Source organism: Lachnoclostridium sp. An76, assembly GCF_002161355.1.
GTDB lineage: Bacteria > Bacillota > Clostridia > Lachnospirales > Lachnospiraceae > Mediterraneibacter > Mediterraneibacter caccavium.
In genome coordinates this window covers 332,042-347,125 of record NZ_NFHL01000002.1, presented here as the reverse complement: position 1 = coordinate 347,125, position 15,084 = coordinate 332,042, and the positions used below count along the sequence as shown (strand labels likewise).

Sequence of the window (15,084 nt, the reverse complement as noted above, 5' to 3'; positions counted from 1 at the left end):
ATGGTCAGGGCGTGGATCGCGGATGTGACGCCGCTCTGTGAAGACAGGTGTTACAGGGAATATTATGACCGTCTCCCGGATTTTCGGAAGGAAAAAGCAGATGCGCTGCGCGCTGTGGAAATGAAAGTGCAGAGCGTGGGCGCGTGGATGCTCTGGGAAAAGATACGGGCGCTGCATGGGCTGCACAGCGGTGCGGCGTTTAATCTGTCTCATTCCGGCACATACGTCATGTGCGCGGCAGAGCTGGACGGAAGCAGTGAACGCGTAGGGTGCGACCTGGAGAAGATCGGTGCGCTGAAGGAAAAGATCGCAGCCCGTTTTTTCTGCCGGGAGGAATACGCAGCCATCTTCAGCGAAAGAACAGAGGAAGCGAGGACAGAGCTTTTCTACAGGTACTGGGTCTTAAAGGAGAGTTTTATGAAGGCGACCAGAAGGGGGATGGCTCTCCCGATGGATTCTTTCTGCATCCGCATGGGAGAACCGCCGGTACTGACCAGGCAGCCGGAAGAATTCCCGGAACAGTACCACTATGCCGAATATAAGATACAGGGACTGCCTTACAGGATGGCAGTGTGTTCAACAGACGGGGAGATTGATGTCAGACTGCATACGGAGTTGAAATTATGAGGAAAAAAGTAAATCTTGACCAGAGGCTCAGAAGAGTATTTTTGGGCGGCGGGATCGCAGGGGCTGTAGCGGGGATCCTGTTTACGGTCCTTATTGCCAATATCATCATATCAGGGAAAGAAGAAGGATTTGAGAAACAGCAGACAAAGCTGGAAAAGGAGATTGGGGAGCTTCAGTCCCAGATCAGCAAATACAATGCCGCGCATAACAATACAGATCTCCTCTCAGGGGGAGAAGACGGGTGGATGCTTGTCCTTGTCAATGAGACGCATCCTCTTGATACCTCTTATATCCCGGCTGATCTTTATGAGGTGGAGAGCGAGCGGTCGGTAGATGCCAGGATAAAGGAGCCCCTCGAAAAGATGCTTGGAGATGCCGAGGCGGCGGGCTTAAGCATGTATGTCGCGTCAGCCTACCGCTCTTATGACCAGCAGAGGACCGTGTTCAATGCGACGATGCAGGACTGGATCAGCCAGGGGTATACCCCGCTGAATGCGTATGATGAGACGAAGAAATCAGTCGCAGTACCCGGGACGAGCGAGCACGCGACCGGGCTGGCGGTAGACATCATTGCCTCTGAGTATGAGGCGCTTGATGACAGGCAGGGGGAGACTGCGGAACAGCAGTGGCTGATGGAGCACTGCTGGGAATACGGATTCATTCTCCGTTATCCGCCGGAAAAGGCAGATGTGACCGGGATTATATATGAACCCTGGCATTACCGCTATGTGGGGGAAACGGCTGCAAAAGAGATCCACGAACAGAATATTACCCTGGAGGAGTACCTTGGGGAATAAGTCAGGTTTATTGACGCAGACAATCAGATTTGTTAGAATAAAACAGTAAAAAATAGATTTATGAAGCAACAATATTGTTTCTAAATCATGATTGTACATACCCTGCCCGTTTGAGTGGCAGGTGTGAGGGTGAGTATTGATATACATAAGGAGGAAAAACAGCCATGGAAGATTTAACATTCGGGGAACAAGTCAAGATCATCCTGGGGAGAAAAGGGATGACGATCAAACAGCTTGCTGAGCTGATCGAAGAAAAGACCGGGAAAAAGATGTCAAGGCAGAACCTTACACAGCGCCTTGGCAGGGATAATTTCCAGGAGCAGGACATGCGTATGATCGCATCGATCCTTGAATGCCCGTTCCGCCTCAGCATCATGACCGTAGACGCACAGCCCCAGCGGAGCACAGCCGCGCTGGAGAGAGCTGCCGCTGCAAGGACGGAAGCCGTAGAGCGCAGGGCGGACATGGAGTTGGAGCAGGAGAGCGCAGAGCTCAGGATGGAGACAGAGCCGGAGCGGGAAATCGTGGAACTCAGGGCGGAGACAGAGCCGGAGCAGGAAACCGTGGAGCTCAGGGCGGAGACAGAGCCGGAGCAGGAAACCGTGGAGCTCAGGGCGGATATCGAGTCAGGGCAGGAAGCAGAGCCGGCTCCTGGAGCAGGAGAGCGGGATATGACGATCGGAGAGCTCTATGACATGCACAGGGAACTGGCGGCGCTGGAAGAGAGTGTAAAAGCCGGAGAGCCTGTGGAAGAGATCCGCAAAGAGCTGGAGAAGCCGAAGCGCGAGGGATTCTTGCGGGGCGGTCTTTTCCTGAGGAGAAAACAGCATAAGAACACGCCTGCGCCATCTGCAGAACCGGAAGGGGAAGCACAGACAGAGACAGCTCAGGGCGTGGCTGCGGATGCAGGAAAGTCAGATACAGGGAAACCAGATACAGCGGCAGCATCGGAGGAAAACAGAAAAGAAGAGACCGTGTCCGCACAGGATGCTGTACGGGCGGAAGAGGTGCAGGATAAGCGTCAGCCGGAGACTGACAGCAGGAAAGAGGATGACTTCGAGCCTGTGATCCCGCAGCACGATGCGGAAGAAGACGCGGCGGCGGGCGAGGTCAACCCATATACCGGAAGAGAGTACCAGTCCAACAGCGTGCGCATGCATCCGACCAGGATCGGATATGTACAGGTGTATGACCGCACGATCCACAAATGGACAGATATGACTGAATGGGCATTCCTCGGACTGCAGGAGCGCAAAAAAGCACTTCTCGGAAAAGCATACGAGCCGCCGATCTATCTTGACTGATAAAGGCCTGCCGACAGACCGGGATGGTCTGCGGGACCGGATGCAAAATAAATAGAGTAAAAATACAGTCTTCACCCCGCAGCAGTGCCTGCGGGGTGAACCATATCAGGAAGGAGGAGCCGCAATGGAATGGAAAACTCTCCTGTCCGCGAAAAGGGAGCGCGAGAGTCAGCATAAGCAGCGGTCATCGGATCTCAGGAGTGAGTTTGAAAAAGATTACCACAGGATCATAGGGAGCGCGTCCTTTCGCCGGCTTCAGGATAAGACCCAGGTATTTCCGCTCGATAAGAGCGATTTTATCAGGACGAGGCTGACCCATTCTCTGGAGGTCTCCTCGCTCGGGAAATCCCTGGGACAGAATATTGGGGAAAATATCCTGAAATACAGGCGGAATTCGGGATTTGCCCCCTATATGAAAGAAGACATCTCGCACATACTGGAATGTGCCGGGCTGATCCATGATATCGGGAATCCGCCGTTCGGGCATTTCGGTGAGGTCGCGATCAGGGAGTGGTTTGCGCGCAATCTGCCCCGACTGACGTTCCGCGGCCGTGCTGTGACGGATCTGCTGAATGAACAGATGAAGCAGGATCTTCTCCATTTTGAGGGAAATGCCCAGGCGCTCCGCCTGGTGACAAGGCTGCATTATCTTGTGGACGAGCACGGCATGAACCTGACATACGCCCTCCTCAATACGATCATCAAATACCCTGTGGCTTCCACTGAGATCAATGAGAAAAGCAGCGATATAAAAGAGAAAAAAATGGGATATTACCTGGCGGATGAGAAAATCTTCCGCAGTGTGACAGAGGCCACGGGGGCGGGGAATAACAGGCATCCCCTGACCTATATCCTGGAGGCTGCGGATGACCTGGCGTATAAGACAGCGGATATCGAGGATGCGTTTGTGAAGGGATTTATCTCATATTATACGCTGGAGCGTGAGCTGGCAGAGCTGGAGAGAGCCATTCCTGAGTCGCCTTTCCGGCCTCTTGAGAAACTGCGCCAGCTCTACGAGCGGGGGCTCGGGAAGGGGGTGAGCGATCCGGAGTCTTACGCAGTGAAGAACTGGATCGTAAGCGCCCAGGGGTTCCTCATCAACTGCGCGACCTTCGGGTTTACCTCAAACTACGACCGGATCATGGACGGCACGTTCCGCTGTGACCTTTTCCACGGCACTTATGGGGAAAAACTTATGGACCTGCTGGGGGATATGGCATACCGGCATGTCTTTTCCTCAATGGCGATCTACAAGATGGAAGTTTCGGAATCTCCGATCCTGAATGACCTGATGGACAAGCTGGTTCATGCGGTCCTGTATTATGATACGGGAGAGCCTCAGGATACGATCGATAAGCGGGTAGTCTCGTTTATCTCTGACAACTATAAAAATGCGTATAAGCTTCAGGCGGAGGGAAAAAGTGAGGAGGAGAAGCTCTATCTGCGCCTCCTCCTCGTGACAGACTATGTGTGCGGTATGACAGACAGCTATGCGAAACGCCTGTATCAGGAAATGAACGGGATGTTCTGACCTACGCACCGGCACCAGTGGCCGAAATCGCTGCTGGCGCTGCGTTCCTCTTCGGCGAGCTCCGGGAAGGCGGCAAAGGAGCGGGTAAATCTGGGGAATCCGAACAGATCCGCAGCCCGCGCTTCCTGGGGGGAATAGATGCCCGGAACGCCCAGCCATGCGCGCCCGCCTTCCTCGATCAGCATGAGATGGCTGTAATTGTGGTAACCGTGGAGCAGGAAGCTGTTGTTTGCAAGCGGCCAGAATTTCCGGGGGAGACGGGCAATGTCCGAACGCCCGATCTTTTTTGCGGAAGGCTGGTCCGGCTCTGCGGAAGAGGGCGGTGTATCGGGCTGTTGCGACGCCACGGCAGAGTCGGGAGTGTCAGGCTGTGCCGGCGCCTCGGAACGGACCAAAGTTTCGGACCGGACAGGGAGTTCCGCTGCCCCGGCTGCGCGGATATCTGCGCAGGCCTGCTCCCGGGACGGGATCCGCATCCGGCTGATATCCACGTCAAAGAACAGGTCCGAAGCCATCCAGAAAAGCGTGTGCCGGTTCCCGGGCAGGCAGATGAGGAACCCGTCGATCTGCGAGAGAGGGCGCCCCTCGGGAAAGGTTGTTTCAGATAAGGGCAGGCGGGCGGAGATATTTCTCCTGAAGCAGTTCAGGACAGCGATCTGCTCTGCGATCAGATCCTGGCCGCTCAGGAAGAAGGCATAGAGTTCCAGTGATGCACCGTTGCCTGCCGGGATGCCTGCAGCGTGGATCTGCAGGATGCATGAGCGGTAATGCCGGGCTGTCTTGATAAAGCCTACATTCCGCCTGCGTTTATTATTTTCGTATTCGTATAAATAAAATGTACCGGGATTCATAGATTATGACTGCCTCTGGTCTTGTCTTTTTCAGTCTAGTGTATTCGCGGGCAGAGAGAAAAAGAACAGAGCGGAAAGGAATATTATGGGAAGAGCGCAGCAGGAAAGAAATACAGATCCGGCTGAGATCCGGAAAAAGACAGATGAAAAATATATGCGCCAGGCGCTCAGGCAGGCGAAGAAAGCATACGACCTGGAAGAGACGCCCATCGGCTGCGTGATCGTCCGCGATGGGAAAGTCATAGGGAGAGGGTATAACAGGAGAAATACAGATAAGGATCCTCTCGCCCACGCAGAGATCACTGCGATAAAGAAGGCAAGCAGAAAGACCGGGGACTGGAGGCTGGAAGAATGTACCCTGTATGTGACGCTGGAGCCGTGCCAGATGTGCGCGGGGGCGATCGTACAGGCGCGCATCGCGAGAGTTGTAGTGGGATGCATGAACCCGAAAGCGGGATGCGCGGGATCGATCCTGAACCTTCTGGACATGAAAGAGTTTAACCATCAGGTACAGCTTGAGACAGGGGTTCTGGAAGAAGAGTGCAGCATGCTGATGAAGACATTTTTTAAAGAACTCCGCATGAAGCAGAAGATGCGGAAGAAGAGCCTGGCGGAATGAAAAAGGAGAGCCGGCGGTCCATATCAGGACGCTGCTCTCCTTTAAGTCTCTTTTTTGCGTGCATTGCGCTTCGAACTTGGCCAACAGACGTTACCCCGGCAGTTAACTCAGCCCAGGCACCCTCACGGCACCCGGGAGCTCCTGCTTAGTGCTGCTCCGTTCCCGGCCTGACACGGTTCACAGGTTCCCGTCGCGTGAGACCCGGACATCAACGCCACTTTCCGGGGGCAGCTCTGCCGGCTGCCGCCCTCTGCGCAATATCACCCCTGCTATAGCGGATTGCAGGTACAAGGTACCGCTAACACCCCGGCTGCACGAGTCTTAATTTTACATGGTTTTCTCTGAAATGTCAATGGGCGCGGATCCACATTTGCCTCATATCGTGTTTAGTGCTAAAATCTCATGTATGACGAAAGAAACGGAGCTTTGGGAATGAAAGTGCTTTTAGCGGCGGTGAACGCCAAATATATCCACTCTAATCTGGCGGTGTACAGCCTGCGGGCGTACGCGCAGGAGTACTGCGGGGAGACAGAGATCGCAGAATATACGATCAATCAGACGATCGATGACATATTGACGGATATTTATTTAAGGCAGCCGGATGTGCTGTGTCTTTCCTGCTATCTGTGGAATATCCCGTATGTGGGACAGATCGCGGCGGAAGTGCCGAAGATCCTGCCTCATACACAGATCTGGCTGGGAGGACCCGAGGTGTCCTATGACGCGGCGGATGCCCTGCGGAGATATCCCGGCGTGGCAGGCGTCATGTGCGGGGAGGGGGAAGCAACCTTCCTGGAGCTGATGGGGTACTGGGAACAGCAGGGCCGCGGGGACAGAGAGGGGGATCTTTCAGAAATAAAAGGCATCGTTTACCGGGACGAAAGCGGGGAGATCCGGGAGAACCCGCTGCGCCCTGTCCTGGACCTGAGCAGCGTGCCGTTCGCCTATGGCCATATCGGGGCTTTTAAAAACCGCATCATTTACTATGAGTCGAGCAGGGGATGCCCGTTCTCGTGCAGTTACTGCCTGTCGTCCGTAGATAAATGCCTGCGGTTCCGGGACATTGGCGTGGTGAAGGAAGAGCTGCAGTTTTTTATTGACCATGAAGTCCCGCAGGTGAAATTTGTGGACCGGACATTTAACTGCCGCCATGACCATGCCATGGAAGTGTGGACCTATATTAAAGAACATGACAGAGGGATCACGAACTTCCATTTCGAGGTGGCTGCGGACCTGCTGAACGAGGATGAGATCCGGCTGATCCGGAGTATGCGCCCGGGGCTGATCCAGTTGGAGATCGGCGTGCAGTCCGTGAACAGGGACACCCTCAGGGAGATCAGGCGGACCATGGATCTGGAACGGGTCAGGGAGAGCGTGGAGCGGATCCGTGAGGGCAGGAATGTGCATCAGCATCTGGACCTGATCGCGGGGCTGCCCTTTGAGGGATACGAGAGCTTCGCGCGGTCTTTTGACACGGTGTACGCCATGAAGCCGGAGCAGCTCCAGCTCGGCTTTTTGAAAGTGCTCAAAGGCTCTCTTATGCATGAGCGGACAGAGGAGTACGGGCTCCTGTATCAGGACCGCCCGCCCTATGAGGTGCTGAGGACAAAGTGGCTGTCATATGGGGAAATCATCTGGCTGAAACGAGTGGAAGAAATGACAGAAGTCTATTATAACAGCGGGCAGTTCCGGCATACAATGGAATACCTGCTCGGAAAGTTCGGGACGCCGTTTTCCATGTATGAGGCGCTGGCGGGATATTATGAAGAAAACGGACTCCTGGGAGTACAGCACTCCCGTCTCGCGCGCTATGAGATCCTCAGCCGGTTTGCCGGACATTATCTGGCGGATGAGGCGGAGAAGAAAGAATTTACAGAGTGGTTGACATTGGACCTGTATTTGAGGGATAATGTGAAAAACCGGCCCGCGTTTCTCGGGGCGGGGCAGACAGACAAGGAAGAGGCTGCCACGTTCTATAAAAAAGAAGCGCAGGAGCGCCGCTATCTGAAAGGATATGAAGGATATGACGGCAGGCAGATGCGGAAGATGACCCATCTGGAGCGGCTGGGCGGGAAACTCCTCCTGTTTGATTACAGAAAGAGGGATCCCCTTACAGGAGACGCGGCAGTTTACGAAATAAAGGAGTAAAGATCCATGAATTTTTATGATAAAAGAGTCAGGCGCATCATATCAGCCATTATCATCGTGATCGTGGCGGCAATGGTGCTGACTATGGTCCTTCCGTATATCGCGTGAGGACATGGGGAAATGACGGAGCCTGGAAAGACACAGGGCAGGCAGTGAGGGCAGTAAAGAAAGGCAGCGGAGAGATGAGATACGGCAGACTGACACAGACCGCATGGCAGCGTTCTGTCAGGAGACAACTGCATGACAGAGGGAAAGACGTGCTGTTCGGGCCGTCGCCCTGGGAGGAGTGTTCCGGCATCGCGGATGAAAGCGGAGGTTCCTTTTTGTGGGCAGACGCCCATGCTGCGGGGGATTCCGCGCGTACCGGATATTATGCGGTCCTGCACGCGGCAGGGGAGCTGGCGGCAAAAGGTGTGGCCGCATCCTGCGTATCCGTGCGGGTCCTGTTCCCGCCGGAGGCGGAGGAAGAGGATCTGAAGGCCGTCGCAGCGGGCGTTGAGGAAGCCTGTGACAGGATGGGGCTCCAGGTGACGGCGTTTCAGGGGGAGACATCCTGCGCGGCGGAGCGGATCATCGTCTTTGCGGCTGCGGCGGGAAAGGACGGCAGGATAGGGATCCGGAAGCCTGCAGCAGGGCAGGAAATCGTATTCTGCGGATACGCCGGGCTGGAAGGGATGCTCCGGATCCTGGACGAGGCGGGAGATGAGCCCGGAACCCGGTTTATCCCGGATTTTCTGAGAAAGGCGGGCGAACTGTCTGACAGGCTGGTGACGCCGGGGCAGATCCTCGCGCTCTTCCGGGAGAAGGAGTGCGGGTCAGACCGGGCGGCAGGCATGCCGGATATTACGGCGGTCTTCCAGGCGGGGAGCGGCGGGATCCTGGCGGCGCTGTGGGAGATGGCGGAGACGCTGCGCACCGGGTTTGAGGCGGATATGTCATCCATCAGCATCCGGCAGGAGACTGTGGAGATCTGTGAGTTCTACCGGCTGAACCCGTACCAGATGGCGTCGTCCGGAAGCTTCCTCATCGTGACAGAGGATGCCGGGCGTGTGATAGAGATCCTGGAAAAGGCGGGGGCGCGAGCCGTCAGGCTTGGGGTCATAAAGGCGCAGAACGCGCGTGTGATCACAAGCGGAGAAGAAGTAAGATATCTGGACAGGCCGGCGCCGGATGAGCTGGAGCTCTGGCAGGCGCGGCGGAAACAGGATCAGATGAGATCAAGACAGAGAAAATAGAGAAACAGGAAAGATCAGTATAAAAGTTACAGAAAAACAGAATGCGGGAGGAATTGCTATGAATGAAAAAAAAGAAGCCCTCAGGATTGAGATCCTGAAATATATCGAGAAACACAGCCGGGTAGACCTCGGGGAACTGGCGGTCCTGCTGGGAGCGGAAGAGGCAGATGTGGCGAACGAGATGGCGGAGATGGAGAAGGAAAAGATCATCTGCGGCTACCACACACTGATCGACTGGGACAAGACCGGCGTCGAGACGGTGACCGCGCTGATCGAAGTGCGCGTCACACCCCAGAGGGACAGAGGTTTCGACCGGATCGCGGAGCGCCTCTACAATTACCCGGAGGTATATGCGGTGTACCTGATCTCCGGCAGCTATGATCTGCTGGTGACAATGGAAGGGAAGACACTGAAAGAAGTTTCGCGCTTCGTGTCAGAGAAGCTGTCCCCGCTGGACGGGGTCCTGAGCACGGCGACGCATTTTATACTGAAGAAATATAAGGACCACGGCACGGTCATGGTGACGAAGAAAGAATCAGAAAGGATATCGGTGACACTGTAATGAGAAATCCATTATCAAAAAAGATCGTTGATATACAGCCTTCCGGGATCCGCAAGTTCTTCGACGTGGCAAATGAGATGAAGGACGCGATCTCCCTGGGAGTGGGGGAACCGGACTTTGACACGCCGTGGCGGATCCGGGAGGAAGGCATCTTTACACTTGAAAAAGGCAAGACATTTTATACATCCAATGCAGGCTTAAAGGAACTGAGGCAGGAGATCTGCCGTTATCTGGAGCGCAAGATCCACGTCTCGTACGATCCGCTCAAAGAGACTTTGATCACAGTCGGCGGGAGTGAGGCCATCGATGTGGGGCTTAGGTGCATGCTGGATCCGGGGGACGAAGTGCTGATCCCGCAGCCCAGCTATGTGTCCTACCTGCCGTGCACGGTCATGGCGGACGGCGTGCCCGTGGTAGTGCCGCTCCAGGCGGAAAATGAGTTCAAGCTCACAGTGGAGGATCTGGAAAAATATACGACGGAGCGGACAAAGATCCTGATCATGCCGTTCCCGAACAATCCGACAGGCTCGATCATGACAAAAGAGGATCTGGAGCCTGTGGCGGAATTCGTAAAAGAGCATGACCTCTATGTCATGTCCGACGAGATCTACTCAGAGCTCACCTACGGCACACAGCACGTATCCATCGCGTCTCTTCCGGGAATGCGGGAGAGGACGCTGGTGATCAACGGGTTCTCCAAAGGCTTCGCAATGACCGGGTGGAGGCTCGGGTACTGCTGCGGACCGAAGGCTCTCATTGAGCAGATGACAAAGCTCCATCAGTTCGCCATCATGTGCGCGCCGACGAACAGCCAGTACGCGGCGGTGGAAGGCCTGAGGAACTGTGAAGATGAAGTGGAGGAGATGCGGAAGTCCTACGACCAGAGGAGACGCTTCCTTATGCATGAGTTCGCAAGGATGGGGCTGGAGTGCTTCGAGCCCTTCGGCGCGTTCTATGTATTCCCGAGCATCCGGGAATTCGGCATGTCCTCGGAGGAGTTCGCCACAAGACTCCTGGAAGAAGAGAAAGTGGCGGTCGTCCCGGGAACTGCCTTCGGCGAGTGCGGGGAGGGATTTTTAAGGATCTCCTACGCATATTCCCTGGAAGACCTGAAAGAAGCGCTCGGGCGTCTGGAGAACTTTATCCGGAAGCTCAGGAAAGAGCAAGAGTAAAGGGGCGTGGACCGGCTATGCTGAATATTGTACTCCTGGAGCCGGAGATACCGGCGAATACAGGAAATATCGGAAGGACCTGCGTGGCGGCAGGGGCGAGGCTGCACCTGATCGAGCCGCTGGGATTCAGCCTTTCGGAAAAGGCGCTGAAACGTGCGGGGATGGATTACTGGAAATCCCTGGACGTGACAACCTATATTGATTACCAGGATTTTCTCTACAGAAATCCCGGGGCAAAGATCTATATGGCGACGACAAAAGCGCAGAAGGTATACACAGAGGCCGCCTATGAGCCGGACTGCTACATTATGTTCGGGAAAGAGAGTGCCGGGATCCCGGAGGAAATCCTCGTGGAGAATAAGGAAAACTGTGTGAGGATCCCCATGATAGGAGATATCCGGTCGCTGAACCTCGGCAATTCCGCCGCCATTATTCTGTATGAAGCGCTGCGCCAGAATGGATTTAAAGGAATGGAAACGGAAGGAGACCTGCATCGCCTGAAATGGTGAAGCAGGTCTTTTATTAGTATAAATAATAAATATATCTTAAATATTCTTATAAATGTTTTGAATATTCTGCGGGGCTGGTATATAATGGGGTGGACTCGAGTGTTAAGATTGTGCTAAGATTATGACCTGCATGAAACAGGAAGGATTGGAAAAACTAAGGGGACAGGAAGTCTGAGAGGACGGAGTCTGACGGAAAGGTGGTGGAAAGCCATGGTACAAGAGACGATCCGGTCGATCCGTGAGACCGAGGAGCAGGCGGATGAGATCGTAAGGCAGGCGGAGCAGAAGAGCCGGGAGATCTTTGAAGAGGCGGAGAAAAGAGCGGCAGACATCTCTGAGGAGATCCTGCGGGAAGCGAGAACAGAGGCCCTTGCCCTGGAAGAGCAGGCGAAGGAGGAAGCGAGGCGCGAGGAGATGCGGACCGATGAGCAGACAGAGCAGGCGGTCAGGGAACTGAAAGAGACAGCGCTCAGAAGAGAACAGGAGGCGGTCAGCCTGGCTCTCTCACTGCTCGTGTGAGCATAACCCTGTCGGAAAGGGAAAAGAAAGAAGTAAGGGAGGGATGATGGTATGTCGGTACTTAAGATGCAGAGGATCAGCATCTGCGCTTTAAAGAAAGACCGAAAGGCGATCCTGGAAAAGCTGCAGAGCCTGGGCGTTCTGGAAGTCGACATCGCTGTCGGCGGGGACAGTGTCGGCGGAGACGGTGTCGGCGGGGACGGGTATTTCCGCAAAATGGATACCGCGGGACAGAAAGCCGGATTCGAGAGGGCGGCCGCGGCGGCGGACCAGGCGCTGGACGTGCTGGAGCGGTATGTCCCGGAGAAGAAGTCCGTGTTTGCCGCCCTTGAGGGCAAGCTCCTGATCGGACGGGGGCAGGCACTGGAAATCGAGGAAAACCGAAGAGAGATCCTGAGGACCGCAAAGAAGATCTGCGGGTTGGACCGGGAGCACGCGGAGAAGCTGGCGGAGGCGGTGCGGATACGCAACAGCATCGAAGGCCTGGCGCCCTGGATGTCACTGGATGTGCCCCTTAAGGACAGTGCGACGAAGCGGACGGTCCTGTTCCCGGGGACGATGCCCGGAGGCACAACGCTGGATTCCATCTATGAAGTGATCGCAGAAAAAGCGCCGGATGCTGTGGGCGCGGATATCCGGCTTATCTCCTCAGAGCAGAGCATGGTCTATCTCGCGGTGGCCTGCCTGAAAGAGGACGCTCAGGCGGTGGAAGACGCGCTCAGGAGCGCGGGATTTGCAAGGCCGGCGCAGACCTGGGAGAAAACGCCCGCTGAGGAGAGAGAAGAACTGGAACAGCAGGAAAAGACCTGCGCGGCGGAGACAGCAGAGATCGAGGAACAGATCCGGGAGCTGTCAGAGCACAGGACGGAGATCAAGATCGCGGCGGATTATTACCGTGTGCGGGCGGACAAATATGAAGTGCTCGGAGAGCTGCCCCAGTCGGAGAGGACGTTCGTGATCAGCGGCTACATCCCGCAGTGCGAGGCAGGGCATGTGGAAAGCTGGCTGTCGGAGCGGTACGACTGCGCGGTGGATATCGAGGATCTGAAAGAGGACGAGGAGCCCCCGGTCATCTTAAAGAATAATCCGTTCTCTATGAACATGGAAGGCGTAGTAGAGTCCTACGGTCTCCCCCACAAAGGAGAGCTGGACCCGACAACGATCATGTCATTTTTCTACGTGTTTTTCTTCGGGATGATGCTCTCGGACGCGGCGTACGGGGCGATCGTGGCGGTGGTCTGCGCGGTCCTGGTGCGGAAATTCCCCCGGATGTCCCCGGGAATGAAGAAATCGCTGAAACTGTTCTTCTACTGCGGGCTCTCCACCCTGGTGTGGGGGATCCTGTTCGGCGGATATTTCGGGAATATCGTGGATATCGTATCAGAGAAATTTTTCGGGACAGCGGTGACTGTGCCCGCGCTCTGGTTCATCCCGCTCAATGACCCGATGAAACTGCTGGTATTCTCGCTGCTGTTCGGCGTGATCCATCTGTTCACGGGACTTGGGATCAAAGGGTATCTCTGCCTGCGGGACGGGAAAGTCATGGATTTCTTCTGCGACGTGGTGCTCTGGTTCATGCTCCTCGTGGGGCTGATCCTGATGCTCCTTCCCAGCGATATCTTTGCATCCATCGCGCAGACGCAGATCGTATTCCCGGGATGGCTCAATACACTGGCAGGCATCCTGGCAGCGGCCGGAGCCATCGGCATCGTGCTCATGTCCGGGAGGGATAAGAAAAACCCTGCGCTCAGGATCGCGCTGGGGGCGTACGATCTCTACAATATCACAGGCTGGCTGAGCGACGTGCTCTCGTATTCGCGTCTGCTGGCGCTGGGGCTGGCGACCGGGGTCATCGCGTCGGTCATCAACCAGATGGGGAGCATGCTGCCGGATAACATCGTGGGAGTGATCTTTTTCATTGTGATCTTCCTGGCCGGGCATACGCTCAACCTGGCGATCAATCTGCTGGGCGCGTATGTGCATACGAACCGTTTACAGTTTGTGGAATTTTTCGGAAAGTTTTATGAGGGCGGCGGGCGTCCGTTCGAGCCTTTTAAAGAAAATACAAAATATGCAGATGTTAAGGAGGAAACTATACCATGAATATCTTAAGTGATTTAGGAATCGTCTACGCGCTCCTGGGCGCGGCTGTGGCAGTGCTTTTTGCGGGGTGCGGCTCCGCCATCGGCGTGGGCATCGCGGGACAGGCAGCGTCAGGGGTCGTCACAGAAGATCCCAGTAAATTCGCAAAGGTGCTGATCATCCAGCTCCTTCCGGGTACGCAGGGACTCTACGGACTGCTGGTAGGCTTTATCACACTGTCCAAGATCGGGATCCTGGGCGGAGGCGTGGCGGATGTGTCCGTGACCACAGGGCTTCTGATCCTTGCGGCATGCCTCCCGATCGGGATCGTAGGACTTTTATCCGGGATCTCACAGGGGAAGACAGCCGCTGCCGCGATCGGCATCGTGGCGAAGAAGCCGGAGCAGTTCGGTAAGGCGATGCTGTTCCCGGCCATGGTAGAGACATACGCGATCCTCGCGCTCCTTGTCTCCTTCCTGGCAGTGAACGGGATCCAGGTATAACAGAAGGAGAGGAAGAGCATGAGTGGACTGGATAAAATGAAATCCCGGATCCTCGGGGAGGCAGAGCAGTCTGCGCAGGAGATCCTCGCGAAAGCGCAGGCGGACGCTGAGGCGGCGGTAACGGCTGCTGAGGGGCGCGCCCGCGCTGAGGCGGAGAAGATCCGGGAAAAGGCAGGGCGTGACGCCGGGGAGTACGCAAAACGCGCGGCTTCCTCGTCGGATATGCGCAGGAAGCAGGCATTCCTGGCGGCCAGGCAGGATGTGATCAGCGCAGTGCTGGAGAAAGCTTATGACGCAGTGCTTGCCATGGAGGAAGAGGAGTATTTCGGGCTGCTGGAGAAGCTGCTTGAAAAATACGTCCTCCCGGAACAAGGGGAGATCTGTTTCTCCCGGAAGGATCTGGAGCGTATGCCCGAAGGCTTTGCAGGCAGGATCCGGACGATCGCCGCGGAAAAAGGCGGAAGCCTTACCGTTTCCCGCGACCCCCGCGGCATTGACGGCGGTTTCCTGCTCGTGTACGGCGGCATCGAAGAAAACTGTACGATCAAGGCAGTGTTCCGCGCAAAGAGAGAGGAACTGTCTGACAGGATAAACCGGCTTTTGTTCGGATGATCATGGCGCAGGG

Annotated in this window: 15 protein-coding genes and 1 other RNA gene; 14 read left to right on the top strand and 2 right to left on the bottom strand. The window is 55.6% G+C overall.

Features of this window, described 5'->3' with window-relative positions:
• The 4 genes from B5G27_RS05765 (at position 1) to B5G27_RS05750 (ending at position 4,259) form a co-directional block, all read left to right on the top strand.
• Positions 1–627: a 4'-phosphopantetheinyl transferase family protein gene (locus tag B5G27_RS05765; protein ID WP_087177977.1), complete on the top strand. Its 627-nt coding sequence runs from the start codon at positions 1–3 to the stop codon at positions 625–627.
• The gene (locus tag B5G27_RS05760) at positions 624–1,424 is read left to right on the top strand and encodes a M15 family metallopeptidase (protein ID WP_087177976.1); all 801 of its coding nucleotides are present in this window, start codon (positions 624–626) and stop codon (positions 1,422–1,424) included. The genes B5G27_RS05765 and B5G27_RS05760 overlap by 4 nt, the downstream gene beginning before the upstream one ends.
• A gap of 164 nt (positions 1,425–1,588) precedes the next feature.
• Entirely contained in the window at positions 1,589–2,728 is a 1,140-nt protein-coding gene (locus tag B5G27_RS05755) for a hypothetical protein (RefSeq protein ID WP_087177975.1), read from the top strand.
• Positions 2,729–2,852: 124 nt separating this feature from the next.
• Positions 2,853–4,259, top strand: coding sequence for a deoxyguanosinetriphosphate triphosphohydrolase (locus B5G27_RS05750; RefSeq protein WP_087177974.1), 1,407 nt, complete (start codon positions 2,853–2,855; stop codon positions 4,257–4,259).
• Here the strand turns inward: B5G27_RS05750 and B5G27_RS05745 are convergent.
• Positions 4,235–5,110 carry a DUF6128 domain-containing protein gene (locus tag B5G27_RS05745; protein WP_087177973.1) on the bottom strand — a complete coding sequence of 292 codons (876 nt, stop codon included), beginning with the start codon at positions 5,108–5,110 and terminating at the stop codon, positions 4,235–4,237. The two genes, B5G27_RS05750 and B5G27_RS05745, sit on opposite strands and share 25 nt — an antisense overlap.
• Before the next feature lie 85 nt (positions 5,111–5,195).
• Between B5G27_RS05745 and tadA the strand changes: the two genes are divergently transcribed.
• Positions 5,196–5,729, top strand: a complete 534-nt coding sequence (tadA, locus tag B5G27_RS05740; RefSeq protein ID WP_087177972.1) for a tRNA adenosine(34) deaminase TadA — start codon at positions 5,196–5,198, stop codon at positions 5,727–5,729.
• Positions 5,730–5,785: 56 nt separating this feature from the next.
• Here the strand turns inward: tadA and ffs are convergent.
• Positions 5,786–6,047, bottom strand: an RNA gene (gene ffs, locus B5G27_RS05735) — signal recognition particle sRNA large type.
• A gap of 114 nt (positions 6,048–6,161) precedes the next feature.
• Between ffs and B5G27_RS05730 the strand changes: the two genes are divergently transcribed.
• The 9 genes from B5G27_RS05730 (at position 6,162) to B5G27_RS05690 (ending at position 15,071) form a co-directional block, all read left to right on the top strand.
• On the top strand, positions 6,162–7,877 hold the full coding sequence (locus B5G27_RS05730; protein ID WP_087177971.1) for a B12-binding domain-containing radical SAM protein: 1,716 nt from the start codon (positions 6,162–6,164) through the stop codon (positions 7,875–7,877).
• 182 nt (positions 7,878–8,059) lie between these two features.
• Positions 8,060–9,112 carry an AIR synthase-related protein gene (locus tag B5G27_RS05725; protein ID WP_087178158.1) on the top strand — a complete coding sequence of 351 codons (1,053 nt, stop codon included), beginning with the start codon at positions 8,060–8,062 and terminating at the stop codon, positions 9,110–9,112.
• A 58-nt stretch (positions 9,113–9,170) separates the two neighbouring features.
• Entirely contained in the window at positions 9,171–9,674 is a 504-nt protein-coding gene (locus B5G27_RS05720; protein WP_087177970.1) for an Lrp/AsnC family transcriptional regulator, read from the top strand.
• On the top strand, positions 9,674–10,846 hold the full coding sequence (locus tag B5G27_RS05715) for an aminotransferase class I/II-fold pyridoxal phosphate-dependent enzyme (RefSeq protein ID WP_087177969.1): 1,173 nt from the start codon (positions 9,674–9,676) through the stop codon (positions 10,844–10,846). The genes B5G27_RS05720 and B5G27_RS05715 overlap by 1 nt, the downstream gene beginning before the upstream one ends.
• A gap of 17 nt (positions 10,847–10,863) precedes the next feature.
• The gene (locus tag B5G27_RS05710; protein WP_087177968.1) at positions 10,864–11,355 is read left to right on the top strand and encodes a tRNA (cytidine(34)-2'-O)-methyltransferase; all 492 of its coding nucleotides are present in this window, start codon (positions 10,864–10,866) and stop codon (positions 11,353–11,355) included.
• 210 nt (positions 11,356–11,565) lie between these two features.
• Positions 11,566–11,874 carry a hypothetical protein gene (locus B5G27_RS05705; protein WP_087177967.1) on the top strand — a complete coding sequence of 103 codons (309 nt, stop codon included), beginning with the start codon at positions 11,566–11,568 and terminating at the stop codon, positions 11,872–11,874.
• Positions 11,875–11,925: 51 nt separating this feature from the next.
• On the top strand, positions 11,926–13,977 hold the full coding sequence (locus B5G27_RS05700; protein WP_087177966.1) for a V-type ATP synthase subunit I: 2,052 nt from the start codon (positions 11,926–11,928) through the stop codon (positions 13,975–13,977).
• Positions 13,974–14,459, top strand: coding sequence for a V-type ATP synthase subunit K (locus tag B5G27_RS05695; protein WP_087177965.1), 486 nt, complete (start codon positions 13,974–13,976; stop codon positions 14,457–14,459). Before B5G27_RS05700 ends, B5G27_RS05695 begins: the two co-directional genes overlap by 4 nt.
• An 18-nt stretch (positions 14,460–14,477) precedes the next feature.
• The gene (locus B5G27_RS05690) at positions 14,478–15,071 is read left to right on the top strand and encodes a V-type ATP synthase subunit E (RefSeq protein ID WP_087177964.1); all 594 of its coding nucleotides are present in this window, start codon (positions 14,478–14,480) and stop codon (positions 15,069–15,071) included.
• Positions 15,072–15,084 lie beyond the last annotated feature (13 nt).

Bases quoted from the DNA above. Each gene is read 5' to 3' on its own strand.
- B5G27_RS05765 (WP_087177977.1), top strand. From the start codon at position 1: ATGGTCAGGGCGTGGATCGCGGATGTGACGCCGCTCTGTGAAGACAGG.
- B5G27_RS05760 (WP_087177976.1), top strand. From the start codon at position 624: ATGAGGAAAAAAGTAAATCTTGACCAGAGGCTCAGAAGAGTATTTTTG.
- B5G27_RS05755 (WP_087177975.1), top strand. From the start codon at position 1,589: ATGGAAGATTTAACATTCGGGGAACAAGTCAAGATCATCCTGGGGAGA.
- B5G27_RS05750 (WP_087177974.1), top strand. From the start codon at position 2,853: ATGGAATGGAAAACTCTCCTGTCCGCGAAAAGGGAGCGCGAGAGTCAG.
- B5G27_RS05745 (WP_087177973.1), bottom strand. From the start codon at position 5,110: ATGAATCCCGGTACATTTTATTTATACGAATACGAAAATAATAAACGC.
- tadA (WP_087177972.1), top strand. From the start codon at position 5,196: ATGGGAAGAGCGCAGCAGGAAAGAAATACAGATCCGGCTGAGATCCGG.
- B5G27_RS05730 (WP_087177971.1), top strand. From the start codon at position 6,162: ATGAAAGTGCTTTTAGCGGCGGTGAACGCCAAATATATCCACTCTAAT.
- B5G27_RS05725 (WP_087178158.1), top strand. From the start codon at position 8,060: ATGAGATACGGCAGACTGACACAGACCGCATGGCAGCGTTCTGTCAGG.
- B5G27_RS05720 (WP_087177970.1), top strand. From the start codon at position 9,171: ATGAATGAAAAAAAAGAAGCCCTCAGGATTGAGATCCTGAAATATATC.
- B5G27_RS05715 (WP_087177969.1), top strand. From the start codon at position 9,674: ATGAGAAATCCATTATCAAAAAAGATCGTTGATATACAGCCTTCCGGG.
- B5G27_RS05710 (WP_087177968.1), top strand. From the start codon at position 10,864: ATGCTGAATATTGTACTCCTGGAGCCGGAGATACCGGCGAATACAGGA.
- B5G27_RS05705 (WP_087177967.1), top strand. From the start codon at position 11,566: ATGGTACAAGAGACGATCCGGTCGATCCGTGAGACCGAGGAGCAGGCG.
- B5G27_RS05700 (WP_087177966.1), top strand. From the start codon at position 11,926: ATGTCGGTACTTAAGATGCAGAGGATCAGCATCTGCGCTTTAAAGAAA.
- B5G27_RS05695 (WP_087177965.1), top strand. From the start codon at position 13,974: ATGAATATCTTAAGTGATTTAGGAATCGTCTACGCGCTCCTGGGCGCG.
- B5G27_RS05690 (WP_087177964.1), top strand. From the start codon at position 14,478: ATGAGTGGACTGGATAAAATGAAATCCCGGATCCTCGGGGAGGCAGAG.